Raw genomic sequence first — 15,115 nt, 5'->3', positions numbered from 1 at the left:
GGCCTTGTCGGGCTTCGGGGCGGCCTTGGGCGCCGCGGCCGGGGGGGCCGACGGGGCCTGGGCGTGCGCGGCGGCGGTCAGGAGCAGGGCGGCGGCGAGGAGCGGTCGCATGGGCCTCGTTCTACCCGAATCCCGGGAAGCCCGGCAGCGCGCCGGAGGGACCCCCCGGGTCGTTCGCGACATTTTCTTGACGGGATCGCCGGCTGTGGGAGTTTGCCGGTGCTACAGGCGTGTTGCGAACGGAGGACGAAGTCACCATGAGTGCGGCGGTCGCGAGCTGGCAGACACTGGAGAACGTCACGGTGGAGTGCACCCACTGCGGCGTGATGATGACACTCCAGCCCGGAACCCGGGTGAAGTACTACCGGTGTGGTTCGTGCCACCGCTGGGTGTCCAGCACCTACAGCGAGGTCTTCCGCGCGGACGCGAAGATGCGCACGCACCCGGTGAAGGACACCGCGGACGCGGACGCGCGCTTCGTGGAGGTGAAGGACCGCCTGGACAAGTGGCTCTCCGCCGTCCAGGAGCAGTGCCCGTACCAGACGCTGGGCGTGTCGCCGTTGGATACGCCGGACGTGATTCGCGCGCGCTTCCACGCGCTGGCCCTGGAGCGGCACCCGGACCGGGGCGGCTCCGCGGAGCAGATGCGCGAGGTCAACGACGCCTACGAGCGCATCCTCAAGCACCGTCAGCGCAAGCGGCTGGAGGCCATGGCGTCCGGTACGTCCACGCGCGCCACGCCCGCGTCCGTCCTGCCCGCGCGCAACAGGTAGAGCCAGAAGAGCACTCCCAGCGACAGGCCCAGCCCCACCTTGGCCCAGGTGGGGAACAGGTGGCCCGGGGAGATGAAGCCCTCCACGAAGCCGATACCGGCGAGGAAGGGCGCGCAGCCCACCACCAGCTTCACGGCTTCACGCCCGCGCGCCTGGAGCGCCTGCGCGCGCGGCAGCTCGCCGGGGTCGATGAGCGCCTGGCCCACCATCAGCCCCGCGCCGCCCGCGATGACGATGATGGACAGCTCCACGGGCCCGTGCGCGGCGATGAAGTCCAGGAAGCCCGTCATCATGCCTTCGCGGAAGCACAGCGCTCCCACCGCGCCAATGAGCACGCCGTTGTTCACGAGCGTGAAGATGGGCCCCACGCCCAGCAGGATGCCGGACGCGAACGCGAACAGCGTGACGGTGAGGTTGTTGGTCGCGATGCCGGAGGCCACGGCATTGGGCGGCGCCACGGACAACAAATCATCCGTCCACATGCGCCCCTGCGCCACGTAGCGCCGCACGCCCTCCGGCACCAGCAGCTCCGCGCCGCGCGGCTCCAGCGTCACCACCAGCGCGCCCAGCAGCAGTCCCAGCACCAGCAGGCCCGCGCTCACGCCCACGAAGCGCGCCTCGCGGCGCAGGGTGGCGGGGAAGTCCCGCCGGAAGAAGTCGCGCGTGGAGGCCCAGCGCTCGCGCGGCGGCTGGTAGATGGCGCCATACGCCTGCGCGCACAGCTGGTTGAGGAACCGGTGCGCGTCCGTGCCTGGATAGAACGTCTGCGCCTGCGCCAGGTCCGCGGCCGCGCGCCGGTACAGCGTGTCCAGCGTGCGCAGCTCCGCCAGGATCAAGCGGCCCGCGCGCTGGCGCGTCAGCAGGGACTGGAGCGCGTCCCAGTCCGGCCGGCGCCGCGTGACGAACGTGGGCAGGGGCGTGGCCATGTCAGTGGACCGCCTTCGCGCGCGTGCGCAGGAAGGCCTCCGTGGCCTCCGGCGACTGGAGCACCCGCGTGCGCTCCTCGTCCGTCAGGGATGCGCCCACGCGGTCCACCAGCCTGGTGCCCAGCCGCCGCCGCACGTCCGGCTCCAGGCCGGGCGAGCGCGAAAGGAACGCCAGCACCAGCTCCACGTCCTCCGCGTTCAGGGGGCGCTGCACGCCCGCGTCAGCGGCCGGAGCGTCCACCGCGGGCGCCTGCGTGTACTTGTCCAGGTCGATGGCCTCCTCACGCACCAGCACGGTGCCGGCGAGCATGTCTCCCAACCGGCGGTGGCGTGAGTCCAGCAGCATGGTGATGCAACCGGTGGCGTAGAGCACCGGCAGGAAGTCCACCGCGCGACACAGGTTTCTCACCGCGCTCTCGAAGAAGCCCACCGGTGAGCCATCCTCGCGCACCACCCGGATGTGCATCACGCGCTTGCCGGGTGTCTGTCCATGGAAGAAGACCTCCGCCAGCGTCCAGTACATCCATTGCGTGGCGAAGAGGCCCACCGCGAGCAGTGTTTGCGTGAGCCCCGACAGCGCCTGGAACGCCCCCAGCACGTCGGACACCAGCAGGGTGATGACGAAGTAGAGCGCCACCCAGAAGAAGAACAGCAGGCTCGCGTCCACCAGCCACGCGAGACAGCGGTAGCCGATGCCGGCCACGGGCAGGGACAGGGCCACCCGCTCGGGCGTGGCGACGTCGACATGGGGTGCGGGGGCGGAGGGAGTCATGCGCGCGGGACGCACAGCATACGCCCTTGCCATCCAGGACGCGCCATCCGCGCGCATGCGGGCGTCCCTGCCCGGGCATTGGACGAAACACCGAGTAAAACATCCGAATGTGGACGCGGAACGTATGTCCCTGGGGCGACATCGATCACGACCTGACGGACGAGGCCCTGGATTTCCATGCGTTCCGTGCGCAATTGACAGTCCTGCGCGGGTCCGTTCGCATGAGGCCTTGGATGATGTTAGGGTCTCGGTTGGCTGGATTTGCTTGAAACGAAAAAGGAGGTTTGGCCCGAACGGGCCAGTTCGGCAGTCGCAGGCGCAGTCCGCAGGGCAGCAGTGACAGGACCCCCGGATGGAGTTGAAGCGCGGTTCTCGCACGCTCAGCACAGGCGGAAGTTCCGCCGCGGTTCCACCGACTCCGGGGCAGGTTGAAGTCGACAGGTAGCATTGAAAGCAATTCGCCACGACGGCTGGGGGGCCATCGCATGGCAGCGAATCAATCGGCAGTTCGTATTTCGATTCTCGAAGGACCGTGGGCGGCCTGGCAGGGCCTGTCCGATGGGCTTCGGGGTGAGGGTCATTCCACTTCGGTGACGCGCGACGTGCGCGGCTTCCTGGATGGGCTCGGCACGGATCCACCTCAGGTGGCCATCCTCGACGTGGAGAGCGACGGCGAAGCCGCCATCGGATGCTCCGTGACGGAGGGGCTCAACCTCTTGCGAGAGGCCCGCAAGCGCCGGCTGGAAGTGCGCATGCTGCTCTTGTCCGCGGTGAGCACGCCGGAGGTCATCTCCCAGTGCTTCGACGAAGGGGCCTCCGGGTATCTCTTCCGCGCGGGGCTGGGCGTGAACGCGGTGTCCTCCGCGGTGCAGTCGCTGGTGCGGGGCGAGCGCCTCTTCCCGGTGCAACTGCTGCGCAACGACTTCGAGCATCCGCCGGTGACCTCACCCACGGCGAGCGTCTTGTTGCTGCTCACGCAGCGCGAGCGCGAGGTGCTGCAGTACGTGGCGGGCGGGGCGGACAACCTGAAGATCGCCGCGCACCTTCAAATCGCCGAGCGCACCGTGAAGTCACACGTCACGCAGCTCTACCGCAAGCTGGGCGCGGAGAACCGCACCCAGCTTGCCCTGCGCGCCTGCCACCTGGGCGTCAGGCCTCCGCCGGACCTCTAACGGGGCCGGCTCACCCTCCCCGTTGAAGCGGGGAGGGCGCGGTGGAAAGCGCACGCGGCCTTCAGTTCTTGTTGCGGGCCGCGTCCTCTTCCATCTTCTTGCGGAGGCTCAGGGGACGCATGTCCGTCCAGACCTCCTTGATGTACTCCAGGCACTCGGCCTTCAGGCCCTGCTTGCCGGCGTCCTTCCAGCCCAGCGCGTTCTCACGGTCCGCGGGCCAGATGGAGTACTGCTCTTCGTGGTTGACGACGACCTTGTAAACGGTCGTGTCTTCGCGTTCGTCGCTCATGGGGTGTGACTCCTGGAAGCTGGGGACCCCCTTTCGTCGCACACCCGGGGAAAAGCGGTCAAGGTAGGCGGTTGCGACAAATCCCGGTCCTTCCTGGGAGGGCGGATCCGCGCCCGGCCGCCCGCCGGGGCTGCACCCACAACACGCGTCCGTGACACGAGCGACGTGGGGCGCGGATACTCGGCCGCATGCGCATCTGGAAGAACGCCGTGTCGGGGCTCGTGCTCCTCGTGGGGGGCGTCTGGGCCTCGCTGGCCCTGGCCCTGACGGGGACGGGGACGGAGGGACCGCACGTGGCCCGGGGCCTCGTCGCGGTGGCCCTGGTGGCCCTGGCGGTGGCGGCCTGGCGGCGGCGTTCGCGGCGCTGGAGCGTGGCGGTGATGCTGTTGGGTTGTCTGTCCGTGTACGGGTGGGTGCGGACGTTCCAGCCCTCCAACTCGCGGGATTGGGCGCCGGACCTGGTGCGGGCGCCGTGGGCGGAGGCGGCCGGGACGCAGGTGACGCTGCACGACGTGCGCGACTTCCGCTACCGCAGCACCACGGACTGGGACCCCGCCTGGTACACGGCCACCTACGACACGGCAGCGCTCACGGACGCGTCGTTCATCGTGGAGCCGTTCTCCGGCTTCTACGGCGCCGCGCACACGATGGTGAGCTTCGGCTTCCAGGATGGCCGCCACGTGGTGTTCTCCGTGGAGGTGCGGCGCGAGCAGGGCGAGACCTTCTCCGCGCTGGGCGGCCTGTTCCGCCGTTTTGAAATCACCTACGTCGTGGGCGACGAGCGGGACCTGGTGCAGCTGCGCTCCAACTTCCGCCATGACGACGTTTATGTGTATCCGGTGAACGCGTCGAAGGAGCGCATCACCGCGTTCTTCATGGACATGGTGCAGCGGATGAACGGGCTGCACACGCAGCCGGAGTTCTACGACACGCTCACCAGCAACTGCACCACCAACCTGGTGCGCCACTTCGAGAAGGTGGCCACGAAGAACGTGCCGTATGACCACCGCACGCTGATGCCGGCATTCTCGGATGCGCTCGCGTACGAGCTGGGCATCATCGACACGGACGCGCCGCTGGAGCAGGTCCGCCAGCGCTACCACATCAACGCGCGAGCGCTGGCCGCGCAGGGGCGGGACGACTTCTCCGCCCGCATCCGCGCGCCGCTGGAGACCGCCGCCGCGCCCGCGCCGTGATCAGGTCCCCGTCGCGGCCCGGGGCTCCTCGGGCATGCGGTCGCGCTTCAGGTGCTTGTCGTAGTGAGCCTCCAGCGCGGTGAAGTAGCCACGCTCCTCCCACAGTTCCTGGAGGAGTTGGTCGGTGAGCGACCTCACCTCCGCGTTCTCGGTCTTCGGGTCGGGCACGCGGGGGCCGCGCTTCGGATCCAGGAAGACGCGCGTGGCCTCGGCCAGCAGCACCCGGCTGCCGCGGAAGATGCGGCGCAGCGCCTGGTTGACGGGCCGGGCGTCCATCTCCGAGCAGGCTGCGATGATGGCGGCCTGCACCTCGCTGGGCGCATCTGTCTGGAGTGAGGCCGCGTCCAGGTCGCCTCGCTCCAGCGCGTGGTGCAGCAGGTATCCGTGGTGGAGGCATGCGCTCGTCAGGTCGACGCAGTCCTTCACCCAGAGGACGAAGAAGACCTTGCGGAACACCTTGCGCACGGGGAAGAGCGCCACGGCCTTGAGATGGGACACCAGCCGTCCGCCCAGACTGCGCGCGTCGTATGAGCCGGCGAGCACCGCCACGGCCTTGTCTGGCGCCTTCAGGCCCCGCTCCTTGAGTTGGTCTCGCACGGACTGCTCGCGCACCTGACGCAGGGCGTAGTCGTCCAGGAAGGGCACGGGGATGAGCGGGGTGAGCCCGGCTGCCACGGCGTGGAAGGCCACGCGGGCGAGCGAGGGCGGCACGGCGTTCGGCGGAGGAGCGTGGGGGGTTTCAGCCATGGCGTGTTTCATAACCGCTTCCGTCCGGGCTGCCTTCCGCCGATAGAGTGGGATTGTCAGGAACCCGGCGCGAGGCGCGGGACAGGGAAAGGCGTTGCACCGCATGAAGGCGAAGGCGAAGCAGGAGCTCCCCGTCGTGCCCTTCGCGTCCGAGAAGGCGTGGGAGAAGTGGCTGGAGAAGAACCACGTCGACGCGCCGGGCGTCTGGGTGAAGCTCGCCAAGTTCGAGTCCGGTATCCCGTCCGTGACGTATGCGCAGGCGCTGGAGGTGGCGCTCTGCTACGGCTGGATTGATGGGCAGAAGGGCGCGTTCGACGCGGAGTACTGGCTCCAGCGCTTCACGCCGCGCAAGCCGCGCAGCAAGTGGTCGAAGATCAACTGCGGCAAGGTGGAGGCCCTGGTCGCCTCCGGGCGCATGAAGCCCGCGGGCCTGCGCGAGGTGGAGTCCGCGCGCGCGGATGGCCGCTGGGAGGCGGCGTACGCGGGGCAGAGGACCATGGAGGTGCCGGAGGACCTGACGCTCGCGCTGGAGAAGAACCCGAAGGCGAAGGCGGTCTTCGCCACGCTCAAGAGCGCCAACCGCTACGCCATCCTCTTCCGGCTCCATGACGCGAAGAAGCCGGAGACGCGGACTCGGCGGCTGGAGAAGTTCGTCGCGATGCTGGAGGCCGGGGAGACGCTCCACGGCTGACGCAGCGACGACCTGCTACGGCAGGATGCGCTCTGCCCGTGATGAGGTGCGCGCGGACCTGGAGGACGCCGCGCGGCGGGGGCTCGTGCCCTCTTGCCCGTCCCCCTAGCGTGAAGGCGGGCTCACCCCTGGATTGCATCCTTCACTTCGCCACCTCACCTTCCAACGATTGGAATTGAACTGGAGCGGAGGTGACCGTGTTGCAGGAAGCCAGGACAACGCCTTTGCAGAACGTGGGGCGTGGGGTGCTGGGCTCGTTCATGGTCGGCGCCGGCACAGGCCATCTCTCCTTCGCGCGAGGGCCCTTCCAGGCGCAGGTGCCGGACTGGGTTCCCATGGACAAGGACCTCGTCGTCCTGCTCTCCGGCGTGGTCGAAATCGGCCTCGGGCTGTCCCTGCTCTTCGACAAGCGCCACCGGATTCCCCTGGGGCTGGGACTGGCGGCCTTCTTCGCGGCGGTCTTCCCCGGCAACCTGCATCAGTACGACAAGCGCCTCTCCGCGTTCGGCCTGGATACGGACCGGAAGCGCCTGGTCCGGCTGTTCTTCCAGCCCGTGCTGATGGCCTGGGCGCTGTGGTCCACCGGTGCCCGAAAGGCATTGCGGTAGAACCCAGCGCTTCATCATGTCTGGGATTGCGCGGGACGGCGGACTACTTCGTTTCGCCCATGACTTCGATGGTGTGCTTGAGCCGCTCCAGGCCCAGGCGCACCAGGGCGCCGCGCAGGTCGGGCTGGCCCAGGAAGGCCTTCTTGAACACGTCGCGCTCCAGCTTGAGCAGCGTGCAGGGCGTCACGGTGCGCACGGTGGCGGTGGCCAGCCGGCTGCGCAGCAGGGAGATCTCCCCGAACAGGGCGCCTTCCTCCAGCTTGGGATAGGCGGACTGGCGGCCGTCGCTGTGCGTGTGGAAGACCTCGCACTGGCCCCGGAGGAGGACGTAGAGCGCGTCACCCGGCTGGCCCCGGGTGAGCAGCGTCTCTCCCGCGGGGACGGTGCAGGGGACGAAGGCATCTCCCAACTCATGCTGCACTTCAGGTGGCAGGGCGGCGATGAGCGGGTTGCTGCGCAGCGCGTCCGCGAGCAGGCGCTCCCGGGCCGCGACCTGCATCTGTTCCCCCTTCACGCCGTAATCCTTGCCCAGCTCCCGGACGCCAGCCTGGGTGAGCTCCAGCAGCACGGCGTCCTCCACCGTCACGATGGTGGCGGTCCGCTGCGTGCCGGTGAGCAGCGCCAGCTCCCCGAAGAACTCGCCGGCCCCCATGCGGCCGACCTCCGTGTTGCCGCCGTGGTCGCCGCCGCGAAGCACCGCGACGCGGCCCTCCAGCACCACGAACATCGAGTGTCCCGGGTCGCCCTCGCGCACCACCACCTGGCCCGCTGGCAGGTAGCGTGTGCAGACGGGCGGCGGCGCGGGAGCGCCTTCCGTCTCCGCCGCGGCGCTGGTCGCCGCCGAAGGTGCCGCGGCGGCTGCGGGCGTCTGTCCGGCTTCCGGGGCCGGGGCGGACGGGTGGGCGGACAGCAGGGCCTGCAGGCGCGCGAACAGGGACATGGTTCGCAAATGCTACCGGCCCGCCCGGGCGGAAACTGTGAAGCGCTTCACAGGCAGCGCGGAGGCGGCCTGAAAGAGAGCCAGGCGGGCAGGAGGCGTCATTGAGCAGGGATTGACGGGCGTTCGCCACGTCTGGGTTCATCCCACCTGACGCGGCGGGACGGGCGCCAGGGATGGCGTGGGCGGACCGGGACGCCCTACAGTCCCGGGCTCATGGGAGACACGCTGGACGTCGTGGTGGACCTGGGGGATGTGGGCGAGACGGCCGCGGATGCCGTGCTGCTGAAGTACGCGCAGGGCTTCCACGGGGCGGACGGCGCGGTGGCGCGCCGGCTGGAGGGGGCGGGCGTGGCCATGGATGCCTTCGACCTGCTCCCCGGGGACCACCGCTTCATCGAGTCGCGCCGGAGCCTGGGCGCCCCGTGGGTGCTCTTCCTGGGCACGGTGCGGCTGCGGCAGTTCGGCTACCACGAGATCCGCCAGTTCTCCGTGCGCGCGCTCCAGCTGCTGGAGCCCCGGCAAGAGGTGCGTCACCTCGCGTGCACGGTGCACGGCCCCAACTACGGCCTGGACGAGGACGAGGCCGTGCTGGCCCTGGTGGGCGGCTTCGTGGACGCGTTCCAGCGCGGCAGTGGTCCCCGCGACCTGGAGCGCATCACGGTGGTGGAGCTGAACCCCAAGCGCGTGGAGCGGCTGCGCAAGGCGATGGCGCTGGGGCTGGGGCTCACGCCGGGCGTGGAGCCGCTGATGGGGGCCACGGGCTTCCGCGTGCGGCGGACGTCCCGCTTCGTCCAGGCACCGCCCATGGCGTCCGCGGGCGCGAACTCCCACGAGAAGCCCCATGCCTTCGTGGCGATGCCCTTCGCACAGGAGCTGGAGGACACCTACCACTACGGCATCCTGAACCCCGTGAAGGCGGCGGGGCTCCTGTGCGAGCGGGTGGACCAGGCCGTCTTCGACGGGCCCATCATCCAGCGCATCCGGGACCGCATCGACACCGCGAAGGTCGTCATCGCGGACCTGTCATTGGCGAATCCCAATGTCTATCTGGAGGTGGGCTATGCCTGGGGGCGCGGCAAGCCCACCCTGCTGCTGGTGCGCGACGTGAAGGAATTGCGCTTCGACGTGTCCAGCTACCGGTGCCTTGTCTACCGGAACATCCGGCACCTGGAGGAGCTGCTGACGCAGGAACTGAGGCGCATCTCCTAAGCGTGTGGCGGGGTCAGTACGGGGCGCAGACGATGCCCTCGCAGTCACCCGCGCCGTTGTCCCGCGCGACGTTGCCGCCCCCGTCGAAGGCGGTAGGCGCGTGGATGCCCCAGCCCGTGTTGCCCAGGGCCACGTTGCCAATCACCGTGGGCGTGCTGGCCGGCAGGACGCGGAGGCCGTCACCGCCGTTCCGTAGGAACCGGTTGGCACGGACGATGCCGGTCTGTGGGCTGCCGACAATGGGAGTGTCTTCCAAAGTCAGCCCGCCCGCATTGTCCCAGAAGGTGTTGCCCTGGACGTAGACCTGGAATGAGCCGGCTGTAAGCCCATTGTCATTGCCCACGATCCAGTTGTTGATCATGTCGAGCTGGACCACATTCCAGATGGGCGTCGCCGTGGGGGCGAACGACGCGTTGTCCGCGATGAGCGTGTCCTCGAAACGGAACACATTGCAGATATCGCGGCCCCCGATAGGCACGGTCGTGCTGGCCACGGCCTCGTTCCGCGCGAAGCTGCTCGACCGGACGCGGACATTGCCGGCGAAGCAGTAGATGCCGATCTCGTTCCCCGTGAAGGTCGAATCGCGGACGTCGGCATCATGGGTATCCAGGTAGATTCCGAGGTAGTTGTTCTCGAAGTGGCTCGACCTCACGTCGAACGTACCGATGGACGCGTCGATCTCGCTTGCCAACCCGACGTCATTGCCGATGAAGCGCGAATTCGTGATGAGGAAGTAGCTGGTAGAGAAGTAGTTGTAGATGGCGGTGCCGTTGTCGGCGAACGTGAGCTCGTGCAGCCGCAGGTAGGTGCCTTCGTCGGTCTGGATGCCTCTTGCGAATCCGCGAATCGTGCCGTTGCGCACCATGCTGTTGCTGGTGACCACGATGCCCAGGGTGTCTTGCTGGACCGGACTCGAGCGGCGCACGGTGTGGCCACCCAGATCGAGGACGACGCCGTCACCTTCGATGCGGAGCGCGGGCTCGTCCGTGCCCGGGCAGGAGAGGTCATGCGTGAGCTTCGTGTGCTGGGTGATGACGTCGCCACAGTGGACCTCGCATCCGACAGGCTTCGCTTGCTGGAACCGGGCGTCGAGCGACTCCCTGTCCGCCGCGAGCACCGGGGGCGTTCCCAGGAACAGTCCCGCGATGGCCATTGTGACGAAGAAGCCCCCAGCCTTGTGCATGCCGCCTCCCGGCCGGAGGTCCTTCCGGCGATCGGAAAAGGCTAGACATGGTGCCGTTATCGGCTTCCCGCCTGTGAGGAGCAGCGCACCCGCCGGAAGGTGACAGTCTGGATGCACTGCGGGTCGGGACCGTCAGGCGCCAGGACTGTCTGTCACCAGCCGCGCGCCGCGACCTCCCACGTGGCCACGTGCGTGTCACCCCGCACGACGTGCAGCCGCGCATGCTGCGGGACGGAAACACAGACATGGTTGGGCACCACGCGCACCCGTTCGCCAATGCGTGGGCGCCACGTCGTGCCGGACACGTCCAGCAGGCCGTGCTCCTCCGACAGGTTCTTCACCACGACCTCCGGCCGGTCCAGCAGGACGCCATAGCCCGGCGCCAGCCCTTCCTCCTTCACCAGCGCCTTGGCCCCCGCGTCGATGACCACCTGTCCCGGCACGGCCGTGCTCACCACGGTGGCCAGGACGGAGTAGGCGCACTCCGTCCAATCACACGCACCGATGACGGCTGCGTTGCGGTCGTTGAGTACGTTGAGGCCGGGACGGATCTCCGTGAGGCCCTTCACGGTATGGGATTGCCAGAGCGTCGGCGTGGAGCCGCCGCTGACCACCTCCGGCGGCAGACCCGCGCTCTTCAGTGCGTCCACGAACGTCGCGACCGCATCGGACTGGGACTGCATCACCGCGGGCAGCTCCGCCTGGGGGACGCGGATGTGGCCCGCGTAGAAGGTCAGCCCGCGAAAGGCCACCCCAGACGTGGACGACGCCGCGCGCGCCAGGGCCAAGGCCTCGTCTGGCGAGCGCAGCCCCACGCGGCGCATGCCCAGGTCCACCTCCACGAGCACGCCCACGGTGCGCCCCACATCCCGCGCCGCGCGCGCCAGCCCCTCCAGCACCTCCAGGGAGTCGAGCGCTACGGTGAGTCGCACGCGCGAGGGCAGGGCCATCAGCCGCGCCAGCTTCCGCGCGCCCACCGGCGGATACGCGAGCAGCACGTCGTCGGACACGGCCGCCATGACCTCGGCTTCCAGGAGGGTGGCCACCGTGACGCCAGAGGCTCCCGCCGCGACCTGCATCGCGCCCAGTTCCTCGGTCTTGTGCGTCTTCGTATGGGGGCGCCAGCGCAGGCCGTGCTCACGGGCATAGGCCGTGACGCGCTGGAGGTTCCGCTCCACGCGGTCCAGGTCCACGAGCGGCGCGGGCGTGTCGAGGCTGTCGAGGAAGGACGAGGACATGCGGCGCATGCTGGCACCGCGCTCCTCGACCCGTCATCCGAATCCCTGGACTTGCGTTCGCGAGGCTACGCCACCGGGTCGAAGCTCACCGTGGGCCGCTGCCAGCTCCAGCCGCCGCCCTTCAGCGCCTCCGTCGCCTGCGCATCCAGCACGCGCAGCGCCGCGAGCACCTCCGCGGGGGGCCGGGGGGCTCCGGGCGCGCTCTCCACCTCGAAGCGCGGCGGAATGGTGCTGGCGTCCTGGCCGCCCATCACCACGCGGATGCGGCAGTTCTGCGGGGACAGCTCCGTCTCCCCGGACCAGGACACGTCCTGGACGACGAGGTCCACCGCGCCCAGCACCTTCTGCCCCTTCAGCCGCGTCACCACCGCGTCCAGCGAGCCCTTCGCGCGCGCGTTCCGCTTCTTTCCAAGCCGGGTCAGCGTCCACCACGCGAGGCCGCCCGCGACCACGGGCGAGAGGATGAAGTAGGGGATGAGCGGGCTCATGGGGCGGGAGGCTGCCACGAAACCCAAAAGAAGAAACGCCCGTCTTCCGAGCCGCAAGGACTCGGAGGACGGGCGCAGGTAGAAGCCCGGCTACTGCGGCGCGGGCGCGGCGACCTTCTTCGTCGCGTTGGGCTTGTACGTCATGCCCAGCTCGTTGAAGACGAAGGAGTAGACGTCCACCTCCTCCTCGATGCGCGAGGACAGCGGCGTGCCCATGCCGTGGCCCGTCTCCGCGTCGGCGCGCAGCAGGATGGGCTTGGGGGACGCCGTGGCCGCCTGCATCCGGGCCACCATCTTGCGCGAGTGGAACGGATCCACGCGCGGGTCATTGGCGCCAGAGGTGAAGAGCACCGACGGGTACTTCGTCCCGTCCTTCACGCGGTGCACCGGCGAATAGCCATACAGCGCCTTGAACTGCTCCGGGTCCTTCACCGAGCCGTACTCGGTCACGTTGAACTGGCCGTTGGGCGTCAGCTCCGTGCGCAGCATGTCGTAGATGCCCACGCGCGCCACCACCGCGCCGTACTGCTCCGGGTGCTGCGTCAGCGCCGCGCCCATCAGCAGGCCGCCGTTGCTGCCGCCCTGGATGGCCAGCTTCTTCGGCTGCGTGTACTTCTGGTCCACCAGCAGCTTCGCGCACGCGTAGAAGTCGTCGAACACGTTCTGCTTGTTCGTGAGCGAGCCGGCCTTGTGCCACTCCTCACCGAACTCCGAGCCGCCGCGCAGGTTCGCCACCGCGAACACGCCGCCCTGCTCCAGCCACATGCCCGTCAGCGGGCTGTAGCCCGGGTTGATGGACACGTTGAAGCCGCCGTAGCCGGTGAGCCACGTGGGGTTGTTCCCGTTCAGCTTCGTGCCCTTCTTCTTCAGAATGGAGAGCGGCACCTTCGTGCCGTCCTTGGACGTGGCCTCCGTGCGCACCACCTCCACGTCGCTCATGTCGATGGGCGCCGTGCGCGCCATCGCCGTCTTCGTCACCTTGCCGTCCGCCGCCGTGAAGCGGAACCACGCGGCCGGCTGGGTGAAGCTGCCGTTGACGATGAGCAGGTCGTCCGCGCCCTGGCGCACCAGGCCGCCCACGAACGACACCGGCAGCGTGGGCACCAGCCCCAGCGCCTTGCCCGTCAGGTCCACCATGCGCAGCTGCGACGGACCGCCCAGCTGCTCCAGCAGGTACAGTCGGCCCTTCGTGGGCACCACGGCCTGCACCGTCGCATGGCCCTCGGGGACGACCACGGTCGCCTTGTCCAGCGTGGGCGTGGCCAGGGGCAGGCGCAGCACCTTGCCCTTCGACGCGTCCTTGCGGCTGAGCAGGTACGCCGCGCCGTCGCTGCCGAAGCGCGCCGACACCACCTTGTCCGCATACTTCGCCACCTGCGTCCACGTGCCCTTGGGGCCGTGCAGGTACAGGTCGAACTCGCCGCCGTCGCCGTTGGCCACGCGCGCGAAGGTGTACTGACCGTCGTCGCTGGACTCCAGGTCCGTCATCGCGATGCGCGGGAAGTCCTTGCCCAGCGCGTACGTGTCCTTCTCCGTGGGCGTGCCCAGCGTGTGGAAGTACACCTGCTGGTACACCTCGCGGTCCACGGGCGGACGCTCCTCTCCGCGCGGGTAGCGCGTGTAGAAGAAGCCCGTGCCCTGCGCGTTCCACGCGAGGCTGCCGCCCGCCGTGCCGCCGTTGACGCGCGGAACCAGCTCGTTGGCCATCGCCTTCGCCGTGGCCACGTCCCACACGGACACGTCACCGCTCTCCGTGCCGCCCTTGGACATGGAGACGGCGACCTTCTTGCCGTCGTGCGACAGCTGGAACCAGTCGATGGTCGTCTTGCCGGACGTGTCCACCTGCGTGGGGTCCACCAGCACGCGCTCCTTCGACGTGTCGTCCAGCGAGCCCACCACGATGAGCGTGGGCTGCTGCTTGGGCGGCTGGAACTTCAGCCCCAGCAGCGTGCCGCCCTGTTCGTCCAGGCCGCCGTAGGAAGGCGACTTCCAGGACAAAAGCTCCGTGATGCGCTGGCGCAAGGGCTCGCGGCCCGGGAGCTTGTCCAGGTACGAGCGCGTGAACGCGTTCTGCGCGTCCGTCCACTGCTGCACCTTCGGCTCCGTGGCGGACTCCATCCACTGGTAGGGGTCCGCCACGGCGGTTCCGTGGTAGGTCGTCTCCACGGGCTGCTTCTCCGCGGCGGCGGGCTTCGCGGGAGCCTTCCCCGCGGCTCCGGACACGAGCGGCAACAGCAGCGCTGCGGTCGTGACTGCGATTCTGGACTTCATGGTTCACCTCGCATGCGGGTGTTTCCCTGCGGGACGCTCATCGCAGGGGCAGCTCCACCAGGGCGGTGGAGAAGGTGTCGAAGGTCTCGTTGGCGTTGGGCTTGGTGCCCTCGTCCATGTTGCCGAGCATCAGCGCGAAGACGACGCGCGGGTGCTCCGTGTCGTTCGGCCGCTCCGCCACGCCCACGAAGCACTTCTGGCCCGTGAGCGTGCCCGTCTTCGCGCGGATGCGGCCCGCGGTGGACTGCGTCGTCTTGCGGCCCGCCAGCGTCCCGTCCACGCCCAGCACCGGCAGACTGTCCACCAGCGCGGCGCCATACGGCTCCTGGAGGCTGGTGAGCAGCACGCGCGCCATGCCCCGGGGCGACGCCAGGTTGTAGCGGGACAGGCCGCTGCCATCCACGGGACGCAGGTCCTTGGTGGGCACGCCCCGGCGCGCCAGCTCCGCCACCAGGGCCGTGCGCAGCGCGACGTAGCCCTCCTGGCCGGTGCGCTCGCGAGCGAAGCGCATGCCCAGCCGCTCCGCGTACAGGTTGAGGCTCTCCTTGTTCGTCACGCGCACCAGCTCCGACAGGGGCGGGCTGATCAACTCCACCAGCGGCGACGGCATGG

Annotated in this window: 16 protein-coding genes; 6 read left to right on the top strand and 10 right to left on the bottom strand. The window is 69.2% G+C overall.

Annotated elements, in window-relative coordinates; genetic code table 11:
* The first annotated feature begins 257 nt into the window (after window positions 1-257).
* Window positions 258-773 (top strand): J domain-containing protein, encoded by a 516-nt coding sequence (locus D7V77_RS32760; RefSeq protein ID WP_120580206.1) that lies wholly within the window; start codon window positions 258-260, stop codon window positions 771-773.
* Here D7V77_RS32760 and D7V77_RS32755 read toward each other — a convergent pair.
* Together D7V77_RS32755 and D7V77_RS32750 are read right to left on the bottom strand one after the other, a co-directional pair.
* The gene (locus D7V77_RS32755; RefSeq protein ID WP_120580205.1) at window positions 689-1,699 is read right to left on the bottom strand and encodes a stage II sporulation protein M; all 1,011 of its coding nucleotides are present in this window, start codon (window positions 1,697-1,699) and stop codon (window positions 689-691) included. The genes D7V77_RS32760 and D7V77_RS32755 overlap by 85 nt on opposite strands.
* Before the next feature lies 1 nt (window position 1,700).
* Window positions 1,701-2,471, bottom strand: a complete 771-nt coding sequence (locus tag D7V77_RS32750) for an RDD family protein (RefSeq protein WP_199733931.1) — start codon at window positions 2,469-2,471, stop codon at window positions 1,701-1,703.
* A gap of 485 nt (window positions 2,472-2,956) precedes the next feature.
* Here D7V77_RS32750 and D7V77_RS32745 point away from each other — a divergent pair, with 485 nt between their 5' ends.
* Window positions 2,957-3,643, top strand: a complete 687-nt coding sequence (locus tag D7V77_RS32745) for a response regulator transcription factor (protein WP_043321786.1) — start codon at window positions 2,957-2,959, stop codon at window positions 3,641-3,643.
* Window positions 3,644-3,704: 61 nt separating this feature from the next.
* Here D7V77_RS32745 and D7V77_RS32740 read toward each other — a convergent pair whose 3' ends face one another.
* Window positions 3,705-3,932, bottom strand: coding sequence for an MbtH family protein (locus D7V77_RS32740; RefSeq protein ID WP_014397734.1), 228 nt, complete (start codon window positions 3,930-3,932; stop codon window positions 3,705-3,707).
* 188 nt (window positions 3,933-4,120) lie between these two features.
* On the opposite strand from D7V77_RS32740, the gene D7V77_RS32735 reads away from it, so the two are divergent.
* Window positions 4,121-5,128 (top strand): DUF4105 domain-containing protein, encoded by a 1,008-nt coding sequence (locus D7V77_RS32735; RefSeq protein ID WP_120580204.1) that lies wholly within the window; start codon window positions 4,121-4,123, stop codon window positions 5,126-5,128.
* Here the strand turns inward: D7V77_RS32735 and D7V77_RS32730 are convergent, their stop codons facing one another.
* Window positions 5,129-5,875, bottom strand: a complete 747-nt coding sequence (locus D7V77_RS32730) for a hypothetical protein (protein ID WP_233597374.1) — start codon at window positions 5,873-5,875, stop codon at window positions 5,129-5,131.
* A 103-nt stretch (window positions 5,876-5,978) separates the two neighbouring features.
* Between D7V77_RS32730 and D7V77_RS32725 the strand changes: the two genes are divergently transcribed.
* The gene (locus tag D7V77_RS32725; RefSeq protein ID WP_120580202.1) at window positions 5,979-6,566 is read left to right on the top strand and encodes a YdeI family protein; all 588 of its coding nucleotides are present in this window, start codon (window positions 5,979-5,981) and stop codon (window positions 6,564-6,566) included.
* 233 nt (window positions 6,567-6,799) lie between these two features.
* Complete coding sequence (locus tag D7V77_RS32720) at window positions 6,800-7,174, top strand: hypothetical protein (RefSeq protein WP_233597375.1); 375 nt, start codon at window positions 6,800-6,802, stop codon at window positions 7,172-7,174.
* Window positions 7,175-7,217: 43 nt separating this feature from the next.
* On the opposite strand, the gene D7V77_RS32715 is transcribed toward D7V77_RS32720, so the two are convergent.
* Window positions 7,218-8,114 carry a cyclic nucleotide-binding domain-containing protein gene (locus tag D7V77_RS32715; protein ID WP_120580201.1) on the bottom strand — a complete coding sequence of 299 codons (897 nt, stop codon included), beginning with the start codon at window positions 8,112-8,114 and terminating at the stop codon, window positions 7,218-7,220.
* A 213-nt stretch (window positions 8,115-8,327) separates the two neighbouring features.
* Between D7V77_RS32715 and D7V77_RS32710 the strand changes: the two genes are divergently transcribed.
* Window positions 8,328-9,323: a hypothetical protein gene (locus tag D7V77_RS32710; RefSeq protein WP_120580200.1), complete on the top strand. Its 996-nt coding sequence runs from the start codon at window positions 8,328-8,330 to the stop codon at window positions 9,321-9,323.
* A 13-nt stretch (window positions 9,324-9,336) separates the two neighbouring features.
* Here D7V77_RS32710 and D7V77_RS32705 read toward each other — a convergent pair whose 3' ends face one another.
* From D7V77_RS32705 to D7V77_RS32685, 5 genes are all read right to left on the bottom strand, one after another.
* A complete protein-coding gene (locus D7V77_RS32705; RefSeq protein ID WP_120580199.1) occupies window positions 9,337-10,506 on the bottom strand; it encodes a right-handed parallel beta-helix repeat-containing protein in 1,170 nt (389 codons plus the stop codon).
* 152 nt (window positions 10,507-10,658) lie between these two features.
* Window positions 10,659-11,753 carry an alanine racemase gene (locus tag D7V77_RS32700; RefSeq protein ID WP_199733930.1) on the bottom strand — a complete coding sequence of 365 codons (1,095 nt, stop codon included), beginning with the start codon at window positions 11,751-11,753 and terminating at the stop codon, window positions 10,659-10,661.
* Between the two features lie 56 nt (window positions 11,754-11,809).
* Window positions 11,810-12,232 (bottom strand): hypothetical protein, encoded by a 423-nt coding sequence (locus D7V77_RS32695; RefSeq protein WP_120580198.1) that lies wholly within the window; start codon window positions 12,230-12,232, stop codon window positions 11,810-11,812.
* Window positions 12,233-12,322: 90 nt separating this feature from the next.
* Window positions 12,323-14,503: a prolyl oligopeptidase family protein gene (locus D7V77_RS32690; protein WP_120580197.1), complete on the bottom strand. Its 2,181-nt coding sequence runs from the start codon at window positions 14,501-14,503 to the stop codon at window positions 12,323-12,325.
* A 37-nt stretch (window positions 14,504-14,540) separates the two neighbouring features.
* A partial coding sequence (locus D7V77_RS32685; RefSeq protein WP_199733929.1) for a D-alanyl-D-alanine carboxypeptidase occupies window positions 14,541-15,115 on the bottom strand: 575 nt, incomplete at its 5' end.

This window comes from Corallococcus sp. CA041A (assembly GCF_003612075.1).
GTDB lineage: Bacteria > Myxococcota > Myxococcia > Myxococcales > Myxococcaceae > Corallococcus > Corallococcus exiguus.
Note: the sequence above shows the minus strand (reverse complement) of the source record. Positions and strands in the feature narration are given on the sequence as shown.